Origin of the sequence: Halobellus litoreus (genome assembly GCF_024464595.1) — an archaeon.
In the GTDB taxonomy this organism is placed as follows: domain Archaea; phylum Halobacteriota; class Halobacteria; order Halobacteriales; family Haloferacaceae; genus Haloquadratum; species Haloquadratum litoreum.
In genome coordinates, this window is the sequence record NZ_JANHAW010000001.1 from 550,356 (window position 1) to 569,196 (window position 18,841).

Below are 18,841 nucleotides of genomic sequence, written 5' to 3' on the forward strand. Positions count from 1 at the left end.
CTTCTTTCGGGTCCCCGCCGTCGTCGGGACTGATGACCGACTCGTCGGGCGGATCGAACGCAGGTCGCGGGTGGCGGTCGCGCCTCCGACGCCCGTTCCCCGAGCGCTGGGTGCAGTACTACCTCGGCAACGGCGCGAGCCTCGGATGGCTGCTCGTCGTCGACGGCGCGGCCTTCCTCCTCGGCGTCAGCTTTTACGTCCACTCCGACCCCTCGCTGAACGACCTCAGTTCGCTCGCGTACCCGCTGTTCGGCGACTCGCCGACCGCGCTCGCGCTCGCGACGCTCTCGGTGGCGACGCTGCTCCCGAACCTCGGGCGGCGCGTCACCGAGGCCCCCTCGAATCGGGTGCTCGCGCTCCTGCACACGCTCGCGTTCGTCTGGCTCGTGAAATACGGCCTCTGGACGGCCGTCGCGCTCAATCTCCGGCCGGACCTCTACGTCGGCTTCACGCCGGCGCTGCTGTGGGAGTACTGGGGGATCCTGATCACGCACCTGTTCTTCCTGCTGCAGGCGGCGGTGATCCCCTACTACGGGCGGACGACGCGCGAGGCGCTCGTCGCGGCGATCGTTCTGCTCTTCGTCAACGACGCCTTCGACTACGGACTCGGACTGTATCCGCCGCTTCGATACGAGGCCGGACCGCTCTTGGCGGGAATCACCGTCGTCCTCTCCGTCGTCGCCGTCGCTACCGCTGCCTGGGTCTTCGACCGCCACGGCACGGATGACTGAGTAGAGCGACCGAGGCGGTTGCCTCCCGGCGCGCCGCGACGTGAATTTATATACGAGAACGGTGCCACCGTCTCCGTGACGTGAATGTCACCCCGCGTCGGGCCGCGGTTGTTCGGCACGTCGACGCGGGGAACGGCGACGCCGACCCGGACGCACCGCACCGGCGCGGCCCGACGGCGTCGTCGCGAGCGGTGTGCCGGCTGTTCGCCCCTTCCAGCGCGCACCGACTATGCGCCAGCCGCCGATATCCCGCCAAGCGGCGAATAGTCCGCTATCCGCCGACTCCCCCATCCATCCGCGGCAGATCACCGTGCAGCCGACGTTCCCGTGTCGTCCCGCAGTTTGCCGTCTGGTGATGCGTCAGCGTCTTACGTCTCGGCGATTTACCTCCGGTTATGGACTCCGCGGTACTGCTGGATCTCCTCGGGAACGAGAACCGGCGGCGCATCCTCCGGCTCCTCTCACACAAACCGTGTTACGTCACCGAGATCAGCGAGTACCTCGGGGTGAGTCCGAAAGCCGTCATCGACCACCTGCGGCGACTCGAAGAGGCCGGCCTCGTCGAGAGCCGCACCGACGACCAGCGTCGGAAGTACTTCCACATCGCGCGGAACCTCAGACTCGAGGTGAGCGTCTCGCCGTACCGCTTCGGCGCGAAGAGCGCCTATCCGGCCAGCCGGAGTCTCGATATGCGCGGTCGCTGCCAGCACATCTCGCTCGACGTTCCCGCGCCCGAGGGCCGTCGGGGCGGCGAGAGCGACGGCGGCGAGAACGACGGCGGCGAGAACGATATCGACGAGGACGACACCGAAGAGGTCGCCGACGGACGAACGCGACGGCTCTGCGACGACGAGGCAGCGGCGAACGGCGGAACCGAAGCCCCGAGCGTCGAGAGCCCGGATGCCGGGAATCCGGATATCGGGGACCCAGATTTCGATCGGGGAACCGACGATGCGTCCGAGGACGACGTGGCAGAACTCGCGCGGCAGTACGCCTATCTCGAAGACGTCGAGAGCGAACTCTCGCTCGCACAGCGCTGGGTTCACGGCCGGGTGACAGACGTCCTCGACAGCCTTTCGGCGCAGATCGGCGCCGAGGCGGACAGCCGGTTTTACGCCGAACTCCTCGCAACCATCGCTCACGACCCGAAGAGCGCACGCGAGGTCGCCCGAGAGCTCAACGCGAGCACCGAGCGAGTCGAGACGGCGCTGGACCGCCTCTCCGAGCAGGAGCTCGTCGAGTACGACGGCACCGGCTGGCGGATCGTCTGACCCCAGCGGCGGCCCCTCTCAGATTACTCACACCTCCCGAGTGAGTCCGTCCCGGAGGTCCCGGCCGAAGTAGTGCCCGGCGAGCGACGCGAGCAGCCCCGCTCCGGTGCCGACTCCGACGATCGCGACCCCGTAGTCCGCGAGGACTTGCACCGCTACGGGCGCGAAGACGCTCGTGAGCGTCCCGAGGACGAAGGCGAGCCCCGCCGCGACCGCCCCCGCGAGGCCGACTTCGAGGTACCGCCGTCGCGATCCGACGGCCCCGACGACGAACGCGACGAGAAACAGGCCGAGGAACTGACCGATCGATCCCACGAGGGGAATCGACCCGCCGGCGACGACGCCCGCAATCGAGAGCGCGAGGACGACGAGGAAGGATCGGATCGAAAACGAACCGCGCAACGGCCGCGGCCGCGAGGGCAGCAGCCGACGCAGACGACTGCCGCCGGTCGTTACGTCCCGCTCGGCGCGGTCGGATCCGCTCGTTTCCCCCGCGGTCCCGAACGTGTCGCGGCCGCTGTCGTCGTCGAGGAGCGAATCGGGGTCGATCCGCTCTCGTTCGTCCCCTTCGCTGGAGCGCTGCATACGGAGACAACGTTCTCGCGGATCCTGACTCTTGTGCTGCTCGCGCTCGGGTGTCACCGCGGAAGTGACCCGTCGCGGTCGAAGCAGCCGCCGGCTCGTCGCCTCGCGGCCAGCGCAGTCGCAGATTCGTCGCGTAGCTGCCGGACCGCCGGATCGACGACGACGCTGACCGACCCGCGCCGCGAACGAATGGATTCAAGTCCGCGCCACCGGTATCGCCGTGTATGAACCCCGGAGACCGCGTCCGCGTCGAGCGCGCGGGCGTCACGAACGAGGGCGTCTTGATGCCCTCCTCGACGCCGGACCACCTCGTCGTCAAACTCGACGGCGGGTACAACGTCGGGATCGCACGCGAGGACGCCGACGTGGACGTGCTCGAATCGGACGCCTACGACGTCGAGGCCGCACAGTCCGAGTCCGCGGAGAGCGAGATCGCCTTCGACGACGACCTCCCGACGATCTCGCTCATCTCGACCGGCGGGACCATCGCGTCGACGGTCGATTACCGCACGGGCGCGGTCACCGCGCAGTTCGACGCCGAGGACGTGCTCCGCGCCGTCCCCGACCTCGCCGGCCGCGCCAACTACCGCGGTCGGGTCGTCACGAACATCCTCTCGGAAAATATGACGCCGACGGTGTGGCGCGACCTCGCCGACACCGTCGCCGAGGAGGTCCGCGCCGGCGCGGACGGCGTCGTCGTGATGCACGGAACGGACACGATGCAGTTCTCCGCCTCGGCGCTGTCGTATATGCTCGATACGCCGGTCCCGATCGTCTTCACGGGGAGTCAGCGCTCGGCGGACCGCCCCTCCTCCGACAACGTGATGAACGCCGTCTGCGCCGTCGAGGCCGCGAAGGCCGACGCCGCCGAGGTGCTGGTCTGTATGCACGCCTCGACGTCCGACGACGCCTGCGCGCTGCACCGCGGCACGCGCGTCCGAAAGAACCACACCTCCCGGCGCGACGCCTTCGAGACGGTCGGCGCGGAACCGCTCGGCACGGTCGACTACGACGCCGAGGCTGTCGAGTTCCGTCGCGAGTACGCCGAGCGCGACGCTGTCGATCTCGACGTGGGTCTCGAACTGAACGAGAGCGTCGACCTGCTGAAGTTCACTCCGGGACTCGACACGGAGCGCTACGCCGAGATGCTGCGCTCGGCGGACCTCGACGGACTGGTCGTCGAAGGAACCGGCCTCGGACACGTCCACACGGATCTGATTCCGGTTCTCGAAGGCCTCGTCGACGACGGTGTCGTCGTCGCGATGACGAGCCAGTGCCTGGAGGGCCGCGTCTGCGACCGCGTCTACGACACCGGTCGCGACCTGCTCGACGCCGGCGTCGTCGAGGCCGGCGACACCCTCCCGGGAACGGCGAAGGTGAAACTGATGTGGGCGCTCGCGAACCACGACGATCCGGCGAGAGCGATGCGCCGATCGATCGCCGGCGAGTTACAGGAGCGCTCCGTCCCCTGGACGTAACTGTCGACTCGAACCGAAGGCGATTCGACTGCTCGCCTCCACACTCCGATCGAGAGCACGATGACCGATCCCAACGCCGCTGTAACGGCTGACGGCCGCGAGTCGACCCGCGGGTTCGATCCTGGCGACAGGTCCGAATCCGACGTCGCCGACACTCCCGAGTACGTCTGCGAGGACTGCGGTCGGCGGTTCTACGCCGCCGACCTGCTCGTGTTGCACCGCGGAGTGACGCATCCGGCGGCGCTCGACGACGCCGAGCGCGACGCGTACCGGGAGGCGTACGCGGCCGAGGAGCGCGCGATCCGATCGTTCCGCATCCGCGCGCTGGGAATCCTCGTGGCACTGTACTTCGGCTTTCTCTTCCTCTACGTGTTCTATGCCTCCTGATCGGAACGGTCGTCGAGCAACGTGGCGGCCGGCGGTTCGAGCCGGTGCGTTCGGCCTCGCCGTCGTCGGCGTGCTGCTCCTCGCGCGCAGCGTCGCCGCCAGCAACGCGGCCGTCGGTCTCTCGGACGCGTCGGGCGACGCGCTCGCCGTCCCCCGCTGGCTCTACGTCGCGACCGGCGGGGCGGCGATCGGAGCCTCGGCGCTGCTCGCGGGCTTCGTCACGGATCGGAGGTTCGTCGAGCGCGTCCACGGGTGGCGGCGGGACCTCGGTCACGGCGGACGAGTCCGCGCCGCAACGGGCGCGCTCGCCGCGCTTCTCGGACTCGCGCTGTTCGCGCTCGTGGTTGTCCGCGGGTTCACCGGCCCACCGCTCGCGACTGTCAATTTCGCAATCGTCGTCGTCTTCGCCGGCGGTCGCGCGGGACTGACGATGGCGGCCTACGCGATCGGCAACGTCTGGCCGGCGCTGAACCCCGTCGGAATCCTCGGCGCGCGGCTCCCCAGCGGGTTCGTCGACTATCCCGAACGGCTCGGTCGGTGGCCCGCGGCCGCCGGCATCCTCCTCCTCGTCTGGATCGAGACGACGACCGGCGTCACCGACACCCCGGCGACGCTCGCGACCGCCGTAGCCGTCTACGGAGTCGTGGCGGTCGTCGGCACCGTTCTCGTCGGCGGCGACGCGTGGCTCCGACACATCGACCCGATCGCGACGTTCTTCCGGTTCTACGGTCGGGTCGCCCCGCTGGCGTGGGAAGACGGTCGGCTCCGCCTCTCCCTGCCCGCGATGCGGCTCGTCGAGATCGACGAGCGGAGCGGAGCGGTCGCGGGCGGATCGCGGAGCGAAGACGAACCGACGGCCGCGACCGACGGGTCGGGGGGGACCCGTCGGCGACTCGTCACCGGCCTCGACGACGTCGCAATCGCCGTGGCGCTGGTTTGGGAACTCACCTTCAGCGGCTTCGTCACGACCGAGCAGGGGGCCGCGGCGATCAGGAGCGTCGCGGGCGTGGGGCTCCCGCCGCTACTCGTCTACGCGGGCCTCTTCGTCGGCGGCTTCGCGGTCTTCTACGGCGCGTTCCTCTTGGCGGCGCGCGTCTCAGTGCGACGGATCCTGACGACGCGGACGCCGCGGGAGTTGGCGGTCGCCTTCGCGCCGTCGCTGCTCGTCGTCGCGGCGGGCTACCACCTCGCACACTACTTCGCCTTCTTCCTGTCGCTGTCCCCGTCGCTGGCGGCCGTGCTGGCGACGCCGCTGGCGGCGCCGACGAACCCGATCGTGCTCACCCTGCCGGCGTGGGTGTCGGCGCTGAATATCGTCTTCGTCCTCGGCGGGCACCTGGTCGCGATCTGGGTGGCCCACTCGATCGCCTATCGGTTGTTCCCGAGTCGACTGCAGGCGATCCGGAGCCAGTACCCGTTCGTCTTCGTGATGATCGGCTACACCGTCGCGAGCCTGTGGCTGATCTCGCTACCGACGGCGACGCCGGCGTTCCTGGGGTGAACCGCCCGGAACAGACTACCCTCGAACGCAAGGCACTTGTCGACGCGCACACTCCGAGCGGTGGGATGCTACTGGCAGGAACCGTCGTCGCCGACCCCGAGACCGTCTACGACGACGGGGCCGTCGTCGTCGACGACGACCGGATCGAAGCCGTCGGACCGCGCGCGGACCTCGAGGACGCCTACACCGGGCACGCGGTCCGGGAGTTCGACCTCGTCTCGCCCGGTCTCGTCGGCGGCCACGTCCACTCCGTACAGAGCGTCGGGCGCGGAATCGCTGACGACACCGCGCTCCTGGAGTGGCTCTTCGAGCACGTCCTCCCGATGGAGGCGTCGCTCGGGCGCGAGGAGATGCGAACGGCGGCCGAACTCGGGTACCTCGAACTCTTAGAGAGCGGGACGACGACCGCGATCGACCACCTCTCGGTCCGCCACGCCGGGGCCGCGTTCGAGGCGGCGATCGACCTCGGGATCCGCGGTCGACTCGGGAAGGTGCTGATGGACAAGCGCGCGCCGGACGGGCTCGAAGAGGACACCGACGCGGCGCTGTCGTCGACCGAGCGGCTGCTCCGGAAGTACCACGGCGCGGCGGACGGCCGAATCCGGTACGCGGTCACGCCCCGCTTCGCCGTGAGCTGTACCGAGGCGTGCCTCCGCGGGTCGCGGGAGATCGCCGACCGCTACGACGGGGTCCGGATCCACACCCACGCCAGCGAGAACAGAGAGGAGATCGAGACCGTGGAGTCGGACACCGGGATGCGGAACATCGCGTGGCTCGACGAGGTCGGCCTGACCGGCGACGACGTCGTGCTCGCCCACTGCGTGCACACGACGGAGCGCGAGCGCGACATCCTCGAACGGACGGGGACGCACGTGACCTACTGCCCGTCGTCGAACATGAAACTCGCCTCGGGGATCGCGCCGATCGCGGACTACCTCGATCGCGGGATCAGCGTCGCGCTCGGCAACGACGGCCCGCCGTGCAACAACACCTTGGATCCCTTCACCGAGATGCGACAGGCGAGTCTCCTCCAGAAGGTCGACCGGCTCGATCCGGAGACGACGCCCGCGCAGGTCGTCTTCGAGATGGCGACGCTCGGCGGGGCCCGCGCGGCGGGCTTCGAGGAAGTCGGCGCGCTCCGGGAGGGCTGGCAGGCGGACGTGATCGCGCTCGACACCGATCTGACGCGCGCGACGCCGCTCTTCGATCCGCTCTCGCATCTCGTCTTCTCGGCGCACGGCGACGACGTGACGTTCACGATGGTCGACGGCGACGTGGTCTACGACGAGGCCGCCGGCGGCCTCCGGACCGGCGACGCAGACGAGATCCGACGGCGATCGCGGGCGGTCGCGGACGGGCTCAGAGACTGACGTGCTCGCCGCTGGGGCGGCTCACTCGCCTGCGGGCTCGTACCGCACCCGATAGCCGTCCGGTCGCTCCGTCACGTCCTCGACCACCCGGAACCTGATTTCCCGCTCCTGTCGCGTCCGCACGGGGAAATCGTAGTGCGTCGCCTCGTAGTCGAACGTCGTCCCGTCCGCGCGGGCCGACCGAACGAACCGCCGGTGCGCGTCGAGGCGGTCGGAGACGACCCGTCGCGACAGTCCGGGCACGCCCTCGACGCGCTCGCCGAGCGTCGAGAGGATCTCCGGGTCGATCTCGTAGCCGACGGAGTCGCGACCGGCGACCATCGCCGCGAGTGTCGTCGTCCCCGTCCCGAGGAAGGGATCGAGGACGGTGTCGCCGTACACCGAGTGCATACAGACGAGTCGGTACGGAATCTCGAAGGGGTACGCCCCGGTTCGGTCGCGCTCTGTCGGCGCGTCGTGACCGTGGCTTGACGCGACGTCGGCGGCGACGACGCCACCCGGTCCGTCGTCACCGCCGGCCGTCGGCGGGCCATCGTCACCCTCAGCCCCCGGCCCGTCGTCGTTGCCGCCGACTGTCGGCGGGTCGTCGCCGTGCTGCGGACCGTCCGCGGGGGGTGCCCCCTCGCCGTCGTCGACCCGTCCGTCGTCGCGGCGCTGTCTCGCCCCCTGGACGTCGGTCCAGACGTCCGAGAACCACCGGTTCCGCTCCTCCCAGAAGTACGCGGACTCGTAGCGTCGGGTCGCGCCCGGCTCGAACTCGCGGCGGGACCCGCCGTTCCGGAACAGGAGCACGTACTCGTGTTCGAGGGTCACGTAGGCGTTCGGCGGCACCATCCCGCTCCCCAGGAACTTCGACGCGGCGTTGGTCGGCTTCCGCCAGAGGACGTTGGGCAGCGGGTCGAAATCCAGCGCCTCGAACGCGTCGATCACTCGCGCGTGGTTCGGGTACACGCGATACCGGCCGTCGAGCGTCCGGGTGGCGTCGCCGACGACGACGGCCGCGACGCCGCCGGGGGCGAGCACGCGGGCGACCTCGCGCCAGACCGAGTGCAGGCATTCGTGCATCGCCTCGAACGCCCGCTCGCCGTCGCCGTCTTCGAGTGCCGCGGCCACCGATTCCGACTGACAGGCGAACTGTTCGTCCCACATCTCGATCATCGGGTACGGCGGTGAGGTGACCACGAGGTCCACGGCGTCCGTTGCGACGTCCGACATACCGCTCGCGTCGCCGACGCGGATCCGATGCCGGGACTCCATTGGTAGATGTATACGCATCGACACGTATAGTTCCCGTCGGTGGTGGCCCCGACGGATGAGGCCATCCGTTGCGCGAGCGCGAGGCTGGTGAGACGTCGAGTCGCGCTTCTGTCCTCGCAAGCCGCCTCGCTGTCGCTCGGTGACTGGCGTCGAGAGAAGTGCTCGGTCAGGGATTTGAACCCTGGTCCTCGGCTCGAAAGGCCAAGATGATTGGCCGGACTACACCAACCGAGCCTGCATTCACATGTGGCAGATATACTCGTTTAAACATTCCGTTACGGGAGCGGTGCGGCACTGTGTCGCGCACGCCCGACGCGCGATCGATCGGCCCGTCGGTCACCGAACGACGGTCACCGGGACCGGCGAGCGGTTGAACACGGTCTTCGCGACGTCGCCGACGATGAGCCGGTCGCGGAGCGTCCCGCCGTGGCTGCCCACGACGACCGCGTCGAACGACTCCGCGCGGTTGACGATTTCCCGCGCCGGCGCGCCGTAGCCGACGGTCGTGGTGATCTCACGGCCCGCCTCGTCGGCGATCTCGCGGGCGCGATCGAGGATCGGCGCGGCGATCTCCGCAGCCTTCGCCTGGGGGTCCTCGGCCGTCGCGATGGCCGTCGCCTTGCCCATCAGCTGCGACGGTTCGCCGACGACGGCCAATACGGTTATTTCCGCGTCCGCGTGCACGTCGAGCGCATAGCGCAGTGCTTCCACCGCCATCTCCGAGTCGTCCATCGCGACGAGGACTTGCGACACCATAGGAGTACAATCGGGCGGCACTCAGTTAAGCGTGAACTGCCCCGGGTCAAACCCCGAGGCACTCGCCTGAAGACGCGCCGTGACGCCGATTACCCGACGCGAGCGACCCTCATTTGCCCTCGAACTCGGGGTCGCCGTCGCCCATAAACGCCGTCATTCCTTCCATCAGGTCGTCGGTGTCGAACAACAGGCCGAACGACTGCGCCTCGACGTTGAGGCCGGCGTCGACGTCGTCCCAACTGCGGTGCATCGCGCGCTTGGTGTACCGTTGGGCGATCGGCGGCCCCGCGGCGAGGTCGCGGGCGAACTCGAACGCGCGCTCGTCGAAGTCCTCGTTCGCGGTCACCTCGTTGACGAAGCCGTAGTCGGCCATCGTCTCGGCGTCGTAGCGGTCGGCGGTGAAGATGATCTCCTTCGCGCGCCCCATCCCGACGATCCGCTGGAGTCGGGCGGTTCCCCCCCACCCCGGGAGCAGACCCAGGTCGTGTTCGGGTTGGCCGAACTCCGAACGCTCGGCGGCGATGCGTAGGTCCGCCGCCATCGCCAGCTCCATCCCGCCGCCGAGGCAGTAGCCGTCGATGCCCGCGACGACCGGGAGCGGCGACGACTCCAGGCGACCGAACGTCTCCTGCCCGAGTCGCGAGAGGTCTGCCGCGCGGTTCACGTCGCCCGCGCCGCCCGCCATCGCCTGGATATCTGCGCCGGCGGAGAACGCGCGGTCCCCGGTCCCCGTGATCAGGATCGTCCGCACAGCCTCGTCGGCCTCGAAGCGATCGACGGCGTCCTCGAGTTCTTCGAGGAGGTCGTCGGTGATCGTGTTCATCCGGTGCGGGCGGTCCAACCGGACGTGGCCCACGCCCTCGCTGATCTCGACCGAGAGTACGTCGTACGCGTAGGCGTCCGCGTCGTCCGGACCGTTCAGGTCGCTCCCGTCGGCTGCGTGGAAACCGCCGCCGGTCTCGGCGAGGTCGCGCAGGTACGAGACGGCCTCGTAGCGCTCCTCGCCCGTCTCCTCGTACCGTTCGTCGAGCACGTCGAGGAGGTGTCCGACGTCCGCGTCGTCGACCATCGCCGCGGGGCCGTCGGACCAGCGGCCGCCGAGTTTGACGGCCGTGTCGATCGCTTCGGGGTCTGCGACGTCGTCTTCGATCAGCCCGGCGACCTCGTTTGCGATCACGGCCAGGAGCCGGTCCGCGACGTCCTCCCGCACCCGATCGGACGGGACCTGCGCGCCCTCGCCCGACTCGTAGTCGTAGAACCCCGCGCCGGTCTTCCGGCCGAGTTCCCCGGCTTCGACCTTCGATTCGATCAGCGGACAGGGGCGGTAGGCGTCGCCGAGTTCCCCGTGCATATACTCGAGGACGTGATAGCCGACGTCGATCCCGACCTGATCGGCCAACTCGAAACTCCCCACCGGGAGCCCGAGTTCGTACTTCGTCGTGGAATCGACCTCCTCGATCGTCGCGTCCCCGGACTCGACCATCCAGGCCGCCTCGTTCATCAGCGGGACGAGCACGCGGTTGACGATGAACCCCGGGCTGTCCTTGCGAACGCGAACGGGCGTCTTACCCATTCGTTCGGCCAGCTCCGAGATCAGATCGAGGGTCGCTTCGCTCGTCTCCGCGCCGGCGATGACCTCGACGAGATCCATCCGGACCGGCGGGTTGAAAAAGTGCATCCCGCAGAACTGTTCGGGCCGGTCCGTCACGTCCCCCAGTTCGGTGATCGAGAGGCTAGAGGTGTTCGTCGCGAAGACCGTCCGGTCGGGCGCGGCCGCCTCTAGGTCGTCGTACACGTCTTTCTTGATCGCCATCTTCTCGGGAACGGCCTCGATGACGACGTCGACGTCGTCGACCGCCTCGGCGAGGTCGACGTGCGTCGAGATGCGGTCCAGCGTCGCCTCGGCGTCGGCGTCTTCGATCTGCCCCTGCTCGACGAGTTTGCCGAGCGACCACTCGATCTGCTCGTAGCCGTCCTCGACGAACTCCGTCTCGATGTCGCGGAGGCGGACCTCGAACCCGGCGAGGGCCGCCACCTCGGCGATACCGTGGCCCATACTTCCCGCACCGAGAACCGAAATGGCGTTGACGTCGTCGATATCCATACCGTACCGTCGGCATCGCGGTGTTTGAACGTTTCCTTCGCCCGAAAAATAAACCCAAATAGAGTTGTCGTCGAGGCGTCCCCGGACGATCAGTCGACGGCGCGCCAGAGGTACCGACTCGCGTAGCTGCGGTACGGTCGCCACCGCTCGGCGTGATCGATCATTCTCTCGGAGTCGCCCTCGTCGTAGCCGTACAGTTCCGCCATCGCCTTCCGAACGCCGAGGTCCTCGACCGGAAAGACGTCGGGACGGCCGAGCACGAAGACCAGGTACATTTTCGCCGTCCAGACTCCGACGCCGCGGATCTCCGTCAGCGCGTCGATCACCGCCTCGTCGCTCTCGCCCGCGAGTCCGTCGCGGGTGAGGTGCCGTTCGTCGAACGCCGCGGCGACGTTGCGGACGTACTCGATTTTCTGCCCGGAGAGGCCGACCTCGCGGAGCGTCGTCTCTTCGGCGTCTCGGACGCCCGCGGGCGTGACCTCGACGCGGTCGAACAGCCGCTCCCGGATCGCCGCCGCCGACTCGACCGAGAGCTGTTGGTTCACGATCGCAACGACGAGCCGTGCGAACTCGTCGTCGGCCGTGCCGATCGGGAGTTCGCCGTGCACCTCGACGAGCGGTCCCAGTTTCGGGTCCCGCGCTACCGGATCCATCGTTCCCGGGTGAGAACGCAACGGTCAAAGACGCGTCGTTCCCGGCGGTTCCCAGGTCCCGGGTGTCAGTCGGTGAATCCGACGATATATTCCGCTCTCGACCGAACGGGGCGTATGGACGATCCGGACGACGCAGCCAAGTCCGACGCCGATGACGGCCGCGACGCCGCCGGGACTGTCCCGGCGAACGACTCGACGGTCTCGATCGAGCGTCCGGACCTCGCCGCGGTCGACGCGCTGGTCGATCTGTGGGTCGCGCTCGCGTCCGAGCAGCAGGCACACGATTCGCACATCCTGCCCGAAGCGAATCGGGCCGTCGTTCGCGACGCGCTCGCGGAACACGCGGTCGCGGGCGGGCTTCGCGTGGCGCGCTGCGAGGGCGACGTCGTCGGCTTCGTCACGTTCGATATCGAACGCGGGGCGTACGAACAGGACGAGAAGCGAGGCGTCGTCCGGAACGTGTACGTCGAACCGGCGTACCGCGGAGCGGGCGTCGGAACGGACCTGATGGACGCCGCGGAATCGTCCCTCCGCGCGGACGGCGCGACCGTGGTCTCGCTGGAGGCGATGGCCGCAAATCGGGCGGCCCGCCGGTTCTACCGCGAACGGGGGTACCGTCCGCACCGGGTGCAGTTCGAGAAGGCCGTCGGCGGCTCCTCCGACGGGACGGATAACCCGACGACCGAGAGCGACAGCGCCGCGAACGACAACCGCGACACGGAGGGAGGAGGCGCAACGGAGGCCGACAACGGCTCGGGCGAGTAAGGCGCACACGCAGCGGCATCCACCGGGACGTCGTGGCTCGCTTCGGCGGCCGACAGCGGGCGTGGCTTCGGCGGCGGTGTCCGTCGAAAACGATACACACTCAAAGGAGGACCGAGTAGGTCGACCCGCGCCAGGGGAGCATGGGCGGTTCATGCACTCGACTTGTAATCGAGACTTCGTGGGTTCGAATCCCACCCCTGGCTCGTGACAAATTTTCGCATATACCGCGGTGTGATGCGACCGCGCCCGTGGCCTCGCAGCAAGAAATGGCCATACTCACCTAAGGTCGTCCTCGAGCAAGCCCCGTGTTGCGATGACGTATGCGGCGCCCGTCAAGAGGGCCCAGGCGACTGCAGCCGTGATTCCGACGGTCAGCAAGGGGCTCGAGCCGAACAGTCCGGCAACGATCCAGACGAGGATCCCGAAGGCCGCGAGAGCTTGGATCTGTAGTCCATCGATGGGCGGAGAGCGGTGCGTAACGGTCAGTGCCATACCGTGAAGGCCGAAACCAAGTGCTAAGAGATAGCAGATCCCGCCGAGGAGTCCCCAAATCGAACCCAGGCTGCCGAGCAGTGTGGGGCTCGATTCGGCCGGCGGCGGTGTCGATGCCGGCGTCGTGGCTGTTGTCACTCCGGTCGCTGCCTCGGCTGGTGGCGGCGTTGACGTCGCCGCTGGTGTTGTTCTCGGTTCGATCGCCGCTTCGGTAGTGGTGCTCTCGATTCCGAGGCCGTCTTCGACGATGAGACCCACCTCGACGCGCTGGGACGGCATTTCGAAGGTGTATCTCGGGCGCTCGCTAGATTGAGCGGTCCCATCGATTTGGTATCGATACCGCGCGATCGATCCCTGCGCGCTCGTCGAGCCGCTCCCGGAGAGCTGCACGTCTTCGCCTGGCGGTGAGTGTGTCGGGGCGTCGAGCGCCGCAGTCGGGCGGGCGTATTCGGGGCCGGAGGGCGTCTCCCGGAACGGAACGAAGTCGACCCATCCCTGCTCTGTGACGACCGGGTTGCCCTCGCCTCCCGGGAGGATGGACGAGTGATATGGTCCGTTTTGACTCCCCCAGTAGTTGGATTCGGCGTGGACGGTACGGGTCGACTCGGTCAGAATGAGTGCCGTCGTGTTAGCCGTGACGAACGGCGCAACGTCAACCGTCATCCCCCGGCTGTGACCGTAGATGCCGTTCTCCGTGAACCGGTAGCTGCTGTTCTCCGACCCCGTTTTTCGGATCCCGATTCCGGTCGGAATATCGCCGCTCACCCGGCGGATCGTGAGCGCACTCACTCCGTCGGTTCGTGTGTAACTCACGCCGTCAGTCCGGAGGACGGCCACGATTCCGTCTCCGACGGTCACCGCACTGAGTTGGTCGTCGATCGCCGGGTTCGAGACGAGTTCCGAGGGTTGAATCTCGGAGTTCGCTTGATTGAGGATCACACCGGCTTCGCCCTCTGCGACGTAGCTTCCCGTCCCCGGCTCGACGTCCGGAAGCCGAACCGGGTCGGCAAAGCGATTGGTGTTGAAGACGATCGCATTGTCGCGAATCGTCGTGCCAATCACCCCCCGGAGGACCATCCCGTAGGTGTTTGCGGCGACGACGTTGTTCACAACGGAGAGGTTCGCGCGATGTGTGACGGGGCTGGACACGACGAGCCCCGCACCGGCGTTGTTCGCGAGTTGGTTATCGGTGAAATCGCTCCCGTACACGAGGAGGCTCGACTGCACGTCGAGCCCGTGGCCACCGCTGTCCGTGATCGTGTTGTTGTCGACGTCGAGGGTGCGTGCTGCGATGTCGGTCCGGATCGACACGCCGGTGTCGCCGTTCCCGACGACCTCGTTGCCACTGAGCCCCCCGCCCCGAAGTTCCCGGCCTGAGACGTAGATCCCCTCGCGACCGTTCTCACGAACGGAGTTGTTGGACATATCCACAGTCAGATCGAGGCTCTGGGTCTCTATGCCGACGCCGTGAACGGCGTTGTTCGTGAGCGTATTTCTCCGGAGTGTGATGTCTGCGTCGGCAAAACTCTCCGTCCCCGATTGCCGGAGCCGGATTCCGGTCCGGGCGTCCCGAATACGGTTCGCGTTGGCTGTCACCGACGTGGCTCTGCTAGTAGTCACCCGGATGCCGTCCCCTGAGCCCGTGATCTCGTTGCTCCAGAAGTAGCTCTCGCTTCTCTCGGCGCGCACCACGACACCGCTCCCGTCAGTCTCGGCGATCCGGTTTCGAGACGCTTGAAGCCGCCTGACGCGGTCGGCGGCGACGAACACTCCCGCGCCATCGATCGCACGGAACGTCGAGTCCAGGACCCTGAGTCCGCGCACCCGCGTCGCGGGCTGGTCGGGTCCGATATCTGCGTCGGTCGGCGACGCCACATCTCCGACGACGAACGGTGCTTCGACACCGGCGGCGAGCTGCGAGACTGACTCCTCTCGGAGTTGGACCTCGACGGGATAGATCCCGCGCGTCGTCGGGTTTACCGCATTCCCGTATTCGACGATCAGCTGTCCCTCACTTGGAATCTCGACGGATTCCGAGAAGGAGATCTCAAGTTGCGTGGCCGTCGACGACACGGACGCCACCGACCCGGCGAACGACTGTTCGATGCTACCGTCTCGGTCTCGGTCGAGGCCGATACGTCCGATGTTTTCGTTGCCGACCGACGCGACCGACCCATCAGCGGTATACTCCACGTGGATCGAATCCATCGAAACGCCGGCACCGGGCTGTAATGCGAGCGTGTGCTCCGCGTTCGCGCCGATCGTGTCCGGTGTGGCCGTCAGCGAGACCCGATCAGTCGTCCCGGCGCCCGGACTCGCCTGGATTGCGTGATCCCCGATGGTACGAAACGTCGATCGTTTGACCGTGATCCGCGGTGCGTCGGTCGTCTCAGTGACTTCGAGGCCGGCGGTGGTGAAATCACGCATCGTGGAGTCGACGACCTCGACTGTCCCGTCACTGCTCGCCACGGTCAGGCCCGTGGTGCCGCCCTCAAGCGTCGTGTGCTGTAGTTCGAGTACACTCCGGTCCGTCCCGTTGTACTGGAGACTCGCCCACCGACGGTCCGCTGCCGCGCCGTTGGAGCGCGTGATCTCCACCGGGCGGGCGGCTGTCCCGTTCGTTCGGAACGAACCGCTCACGGAGACGGTGATGTCCTCGGCCATTTCGATTCTCGTCCCCGGCTCGACTGTTAGCGTCGCGCCGGGTTCGATCTCGATGTCCTGGATGATCCGGTACGGTCCATCGCCTGGCGTCCACGTTGTGTCCGTCGTAATTCCGGATTCGACGAACGTGACGGACGGCTCCGCTGATGTTGATGTTGTGGCCCCAACTGCGGGCGCACTTACTGACAGCATAACTATCGCGCCGACGAATACAACCACGACCGTCTGCTGCCAGCCGTCAGTAACCCGTATCAATTGTATCACCTAGCGGTCCTGCGATGCGTGACCGGTCTTTCCCGCGGCGTAAAAAGGTGCTGAGGGAGAATCAGTATCGATACTGTTCAGCGTTGTACGGCGGCAGAGCGGCGTGACGAAGGCGGCGGCGCGGACCGCTGCCAAGAAAACCGTATTTGGTGTGATGTCAACTAGCACAAGGCTCTTTTCTCTCAACGATCACTTTCTACTGCGGGAAACTGTTGTCTCCAGTCACCGGCGCTGACCACGCCGGGTTCCCGCTTTTAGTTCTGGACTCGGAGGCGTCGAAAGAACACGTCACTACGTCGGGGTCGCGACGCCGAGACTGGTCGAGACGCACACCGTCGAGGTCGACACCACGCCGGCCCGGAGGGCCCTCGGGCGAGCGTGCGCACACCGAACTCGATGCAGGCGCTAGCGACGGGACCGACACTCCACCCTGTTCCGGACGACGAAACGATCCGAGGACAGGACCGCACACGTGGATTGATGACTCGGGAGACGTGGCGACAATCAGCGAACGGTGACGTGGCCGCTTTGGTTCTGTTCGTCCAGATCGTTCACCGCGCTGTGACGGAGCGTTCGAGTCGAGGGAGGGCAGCGTCAGCGGGGATGCCCAGTCGGCGGGCCACCGGTCCGACGGGAAGGGGAGGTGGGGGAGGGCAGTCGGGAGCGGGTCGCGTCGGCGGGAACCGAATCAGAGGCGGCCCAACCTGGGCACTGCTGACTACGAGGGAGACCAACGTAAAAGCGCCCTTGTCTCAAAGAGCCGTTTGACTTATCGGCTCATCGTCGCCGTGCCGACGGAAGAAGGATCAACGCGCCCGGAATCGAGAGCGTGGCCAGTCGAAGCGGGTTCTCCCGGAAATCGAAGTCCGGATCGAGCGGCTGGCTCTGGACGTCGGTGATCCGCAGCGACGAGTAGTAGATGATCACGTGCGTGAGCAGATACCCGAGGCCGAACGGGACCACGAGGGAAAACCGAACGCCGAACTGCGTCGCGAGCAGGTCGAAGACGACGGCGGTCGCCGACGCGACGGCGAGGAAGTCCCCGACCTGAAGCGTCACGCCGGTGAACGCCGTGAGTACGGTGTCGATCGTCGAGGTCGTCGTCGGCGTGTAGACGAACGCCGTGAAGACGCTGGTGGCGACGAGCGCCATCCCAACGAATAACCCCGCGATCGGGTACGCGTACTCCATCAGTTCCGTGATTCGTCGCGATCGGCATAATGCTACCTCTTCAGTATCAGATTTGAATTTCAGCCAATCGCACGCGGCACCGACGTCCCTGGTCGTGAGAGTGCAACGGTGAGCGTCTCTCTAGTCACCGCGATCCCGGCCAGGAGCGTCTCCGCTCCGTCCGGGGGCGTCGTCGGACTGCCCCGCCGCGTCGCCGTCGTCGTTATCGCCCGGTGAATCGGACTCGGACGGGTCCGAATCGTCGGAGCCGTCGCCGGTCCGGGTGGCGTTCTTCTCCTTTCGGTCGTTACCGGCGTCCTCGCGACCGGGGTCATCGGTCCCTTCGGCACCCTCGCCGGAGTCGTTCGATCGTTCGGCACCGCCGTTCCCGGCGTCTTCGGGGCGCCGGTCCTCGGTCCCGTTCGCAGCGTCTGTCTCGTCACTCCGCCCCGGTACGTCACTCTCCCGTCCAGGTGCATCACCTTCGCGTCCAGGTGCGTCACTCTCCCGTCCGGGGCCATCACCTTCGCGTCCCGGTGCATCACCCTCGCGTCCGGGAGCGCTGTCGGGCCTCCCCATCCCACGTCCGGGATCGTTGCCTGCGATCTCACGGGCGATCTCGGCCGTTTCGGGCCCCGTGAGGTTCCGCGCGTCCGACCGGAGACGCTCGATGTTCGACGGGTCGATGCCGTTCGCCTCCCGCACCGACGCCGGCAGCGACGACGCGGACTCGTTGGCCTGGTCGAGACGCGCTTCCACCGAGTTGAGTTCGGCGGTCACCTGCGCGGTGCGAGCGCGGTATCGCCCCTCGGGGAGTTCACCGGACTCGTGCGCACGCTCCAGTTCGGCGAGTCGGTCGCGAAGCCGGTCGACCCGCTCTCGGCTGTCGTTGACCGTTCCGGCTATGACCGCCGCTTTGGAGTCGTTCGTGGTGGCGGCGGCGACTCGCTGGCCGAACGCACGCGATTGGACCTCGCTATCGATCTCCGTCCGCTGAACCGCCACCACGCCGGCCAGTTTCGCGCCCGGCGCAATCGGGGTCGAACCGTTCGCCTCGTCCGCGGACGCGGTTTCGTTCGGCGCGGCTGCCGACGTCGTCTGTGTCTCGCCTCCCGTCTCGTTCGACGCCTGGCCCACCGTCCCGTCGTCCGTGGCCTGAGCCGGTGCCGACCCGCCGACGACCGACGTCGAAGCGTCGATCGACGCCGCGGCACCGACCCCGACCGGCACGGTCGCGACCACGACGACGAACGCGACGAGGAGCGTGGATGCTGGTCGCATTTCACTCCACCGTAGCTCCCCAACGAACATATATATCCGACATCCTTTCGCCGGATTTCACCGGCTTAACTCGGATTATTTTCGCACCACGGCGGCAGCTCCACCGGAAACG

At 67.5% G+C, this 18,841-nt stretch carries 14 protein-coding genes, 2 tRNA genes and 2 pseudogenes; 9 read left to right on the top strand and 9 right to left on the bottom strand.

Features of this window, described 5'->3' with window-relative positions; all coding sequences use genetic code 11:
• The first annotated feature begins 32 nt into the window (after nt 1-32).
• The 3 genes and pseudogenes from NO360_RS02785 (at nt 33) to NO360_RS19045 (ending at nt 2,002) form a co-directional block, all read left to right on the top strand.
• A complete protein-coding gene (locus tag NO360_RS02785; RefSeq protein WP_256305871.1) occupies nt 33-731 on the top strand; it encodes a DUF1405 domain-containing protein in 699 nt (232 codons plus the stop codon).
• A 395-nt stretch (nt 732-1,126) separates the two neighbouring features.
• Nucleotides 1,127-1,456, top strand: a pseudogene (locus tag NO360_RS02790) (ArsR/SmtB family transcription factor); the annotation flags it as partial.
• Nucleotides 1,442-2,002, top strand: coding sequence for a hypothetical protein (locus NO360_RS19045; RefSeq protein ID WP_425601424.1), 561 nt, complete (start codon nt 1,442-1,444; stop codon nt 2,000-2,002). The pseudogene NO360_RS02790 and the gene NO360_RS19045, both read left to right, overlap by 15 nt.
• A 27-nt stretch (nt 2,003-2,029) precedes the next feature.
• Here the strand turns inward: NO360_RS19045 and NO360_RS02795 are convergent, their stop codons facing one another.
• A complete protein-coding gene (locus NO360_RS02795; RefSeq protein ID WP_256305872.1) occupies nt 2,030-2,587 on the bottom strand; it encodes a hypothetical protein in 558 nt (185 codons plus the stop codon).
• 224 nt (nt 2,588-2,811) lie between these two features.
• Between NO360_RS02795 and gatD the strand changes: the two genes are divergently transcribed.
• From gatD to NO360_RS02815, 4 genes are all read left to right on the top strand, one after another.
• On the top strand, nt 2,812-4,065 hold the full coding sequence (gene gatD / locus NO360_RS02800) for a Glu-tRNA(Gln) amidotransferase subunit GatD (RefSeq protein ID WP_256305874.1): 1,254 nt from the start codon (nt 2,812-2,814) through the stop codon (nt 4,063-4,065).
• Nucleotides 4,066-4,125: 60 nt separating this feature from the next.
• Complete coding sequence (locus NO360_RS02805) at nt 4,126-4,452, top strand: DNA-binding protein (RefSeq protein WP_256305876.1); 327 nt, start codon at nt 4,126-4,128, stop codon at nt 4,450-4,452.
• Nucleotides 4,442-5,953 (top strand): hypothetical protein, encoded by a 1,512-nt coding sequence (locus NO360_RS02810; RefSeq protein ID WP_256305878.1) that lies wholly within the window; start codon nt 4,442-4,444, stop codon nt 5,951-5,953. The genes NO360_RS02805 and NO360_RS02810 overlap by 11 nt, the downstream gene beginning before the upstream one ends.
• Before the next feature lie 65 nt (nt 5,954-6,018).
• Nucleotides 6,019-7,323 (top strand): 5'-deoxyadenosine deaminase, encoded by a 1,305-nt coding sequence (locus NO360_RS02815; protein WP_256307077.1) that lies wholly within the window; start codon nt 6,019-6,021, stop codon nt 7,321-7,323.
• A 21-nt stretch (nt 7,324-7,344) separates the two neighbouring features.
• On the opposite strand, the gene NO360_RS02820 is transcribed toward NO360_RS02815, so the two are convergent.
• From NO360_RS02820 to NO360_RS02840, 5 genes are all read right to left on the bottom strand, one after another.
• Nucleotides 7,345-8,580, bottom strand: a complete 1,236-nt coding sequence (locus NO360_RS02820; protein WP_256305879.1) for a DNA-methyltransferase — start codon at nt 8,578-8,580, stop codon at nt 7,345-7,347.
• Nucleotides 8,581-8,739: 159 nt separating this feature from the next.
• Nucleotides 8,740-8,814 (bottom strand) — tRNA-Glu (locus NO360_RS02825).
• Nucleotides 8,815-8,916: 102 nt separating this feature from the next.
• A complete protein-coding gene (locus NO360_RS02830; RefSeq protein ID WP_256305880.1) occupies nt 8,917-9,336 on the bottom strand; it encodes a universal stress protein in 420 nt (139 codons plus the stop codon).
• 109 nt (nt 9,337-9,445) lie between these two features.
• Nucleotides 9,446-11,440: a 3-hydroxyacyl-CoA dehydrogenase/enoyl-CoA hydratase family protein gene (locus NO360_RS02835; protein WP_256305881.1), complete on the bottom strand. Its 1,995-nt coding sequence runs from the start codon at nt 11,438-11,440 to the stop codon at nt 9,446-9,448.
• An 89-nt stretch (nt 11,441-11,529) separates the two neighbouring features.
• Complete coding sequence (locus tag NO360_RS02840; RefSeq protein WP_256305882.1) at nt 11,530-12,093, bottom strand: DNA-3-methyladenine glycosylase family protein; 564 nt, start codon at nt 12,091-12,093, stop codon at nt 11,530-11,532.
• 204 nt (nt 12,094-12,297) lie between these two features.
• Between NO360_RS02840 and NO360_RS02845 the strand changes: the two are divergent.
• Together NO360_RS02845 and NO360_RS02850 are read left to right on the top strand one after the other, a co-directional pair.
• Nucleotides 12,298-12,741 (top strand): annotated as a pseudogene (locus NO360_RS02845) (GNAT family N-acetyltransferase); the annotation flags it as partial.
• A 246-nt stretch (nt 12,742-12,987) separates the two neighbouring features.
• Nucleotides 12,988-13,061 (top strand) — tRNA-Thr (locus NO360_RS02850).
• Nucleotides 13,062-13,134: 73 nt separating this feature from the next.
• Here NO360_RS02850 and NO360_RS02855 read toward each other — a convergent pair.
• The 3 genes from NO360_RS02855 to NO360_RS02865 all read right to left on the bottom strand — a co-directional run bounded on the left by NO360_RS02855 (nt 13,135) and on the right by NO360_RS02865 (nt 18,729).
• Nucleotides 13,135-16,206 (bottom strand): right-handed parallel beta-helix repeat-containing protein, encoded by a 3,072-nt coding sequence (locus NO360_RS02855; protein WP_256305883.1) that lies wholly within the window; start codon nt 16,204-16,206, stop codon nt 13,135-13,137.
• 849 nt (nt 16,207-17,055) lie between these two features.
• Nucleotides 17,056-17,469, bottom strand: a complete 414-nt coding sequence (locus NO360_RS02860) for a DUF8133 family membrane protein (protein WP_256305884.1) — start codon at nt 17,467-17,469, stop codon at nt 17,056-17,058.
• 120 nt (nt 17,470-17,589) lie between these two features.
• Complete coding sequence (locus NO360_RS02865) at nt 17,590-18,729, bottom strand: DUF7096 domain-containing protein (protein ID WP_256305886.1); 1,140 nt, start codon at nt 18,727-18,729, stop codon at nt 17,590-17,592.
• Between the last annotated feature and the right edge of the window lie 112 nt (nt 18,730-18,841).

Excerpts from the sequence above, each read along its gene's own strand:
- NO360_RS02785 (WP_256305871.1), top strand. The coding sequence starts at position 33 with ATGACCGACTCGTCGGGCGGATCGAACGCAGGTCGCGGGTGGCGGTCG.
- NO360_RS02795 (WP_256305872.1), bottom strand. The coding sequence starts at position 2,587 with ATGCAGCGCTCCAGCGAAGGGGACGAACGAGAGCGGATCGACCCCGAT.
- gatD (WP_256305874.1), top strand. The coding sequence starts at position 2,812 with ATGAACCCCGGAGACCGCGTCCGCGTCGAGCGCGCGGGCGTCACGAAC.
- NO360_RS02805 (WP_256305876.1), top strand. The coding sequence starts at position 4,126 with ATGACCGATCCCAACGCCGCTGTAACGGCTGACGGCCGCGAGTCGACC.
- NO360_RS02810 (WP_256305878.1), top strand. The coding sequence starts at position 4,442 with ATGCCTCCTGATCGGAACGGTCGTCGAGCAACGTGGCGGCCGGCGGTT.
- NO360_RS02815 (WP_256307077.1), top strand. The coding sequence starts at position 6,019 with ATGCTACTGGCAGGAACCGTCGTCGCCGACCCCGAGACCGTCTACGAC.
- NO360_RS02820 (WP_256305879.1), bottom strand. The coding sequence starts at position 8,580 with ATGGAGTCCCGGCATCGGATCCGCGTCGGCGACGCGAGCGGTATGTCG.
- NO360_RS02830 (WP_256305880.1), bottom strand. The coding sequence starts at position 9,336 with ATGGTGTCGCAAGTCCTCGTCGCGATGGACGACTCGGAGATGGCGGTG.
- NO360_RS02835 (WP_256305881.1), bottom strand. The coding sequence starts at position 11,440 with ATGGATATCGACGACGTCAACGCCATTTCGGTTCTCGGTGCGGGAAGT.
- NO360_RS02840 (WP_256305882.1), bottom strand. The coding sequence starts at position 12,093 with ATGGATCCGGTAGCGCGGGACCCGAAACTGGGACCGCTCGTCGAGGTG.
- NO360_RS02855 (WP_256305883.1), bottom strand. The coding sequence starts at position 16,206 with ATGCTGTCAGTAAGTGCGCCCGCAGTTGGGGCCACAACATCAACATCA.
- NO360_RS02860 (WP_256305884.1), bottom strand. The coding sequence starts at position 17,469 with ATGGAGTACGCGTACCCGATCGCGGGGTTATTCGTTGGGATGGCGCTC.
- NO360_RS02865 (WP_256305886.1), bottom strand. The coding sequence starts at position 18,729 with ATGCGACCAGCATCCACGCTCCTCGTCGCGTTCGTCGTCGTGGTCGCG.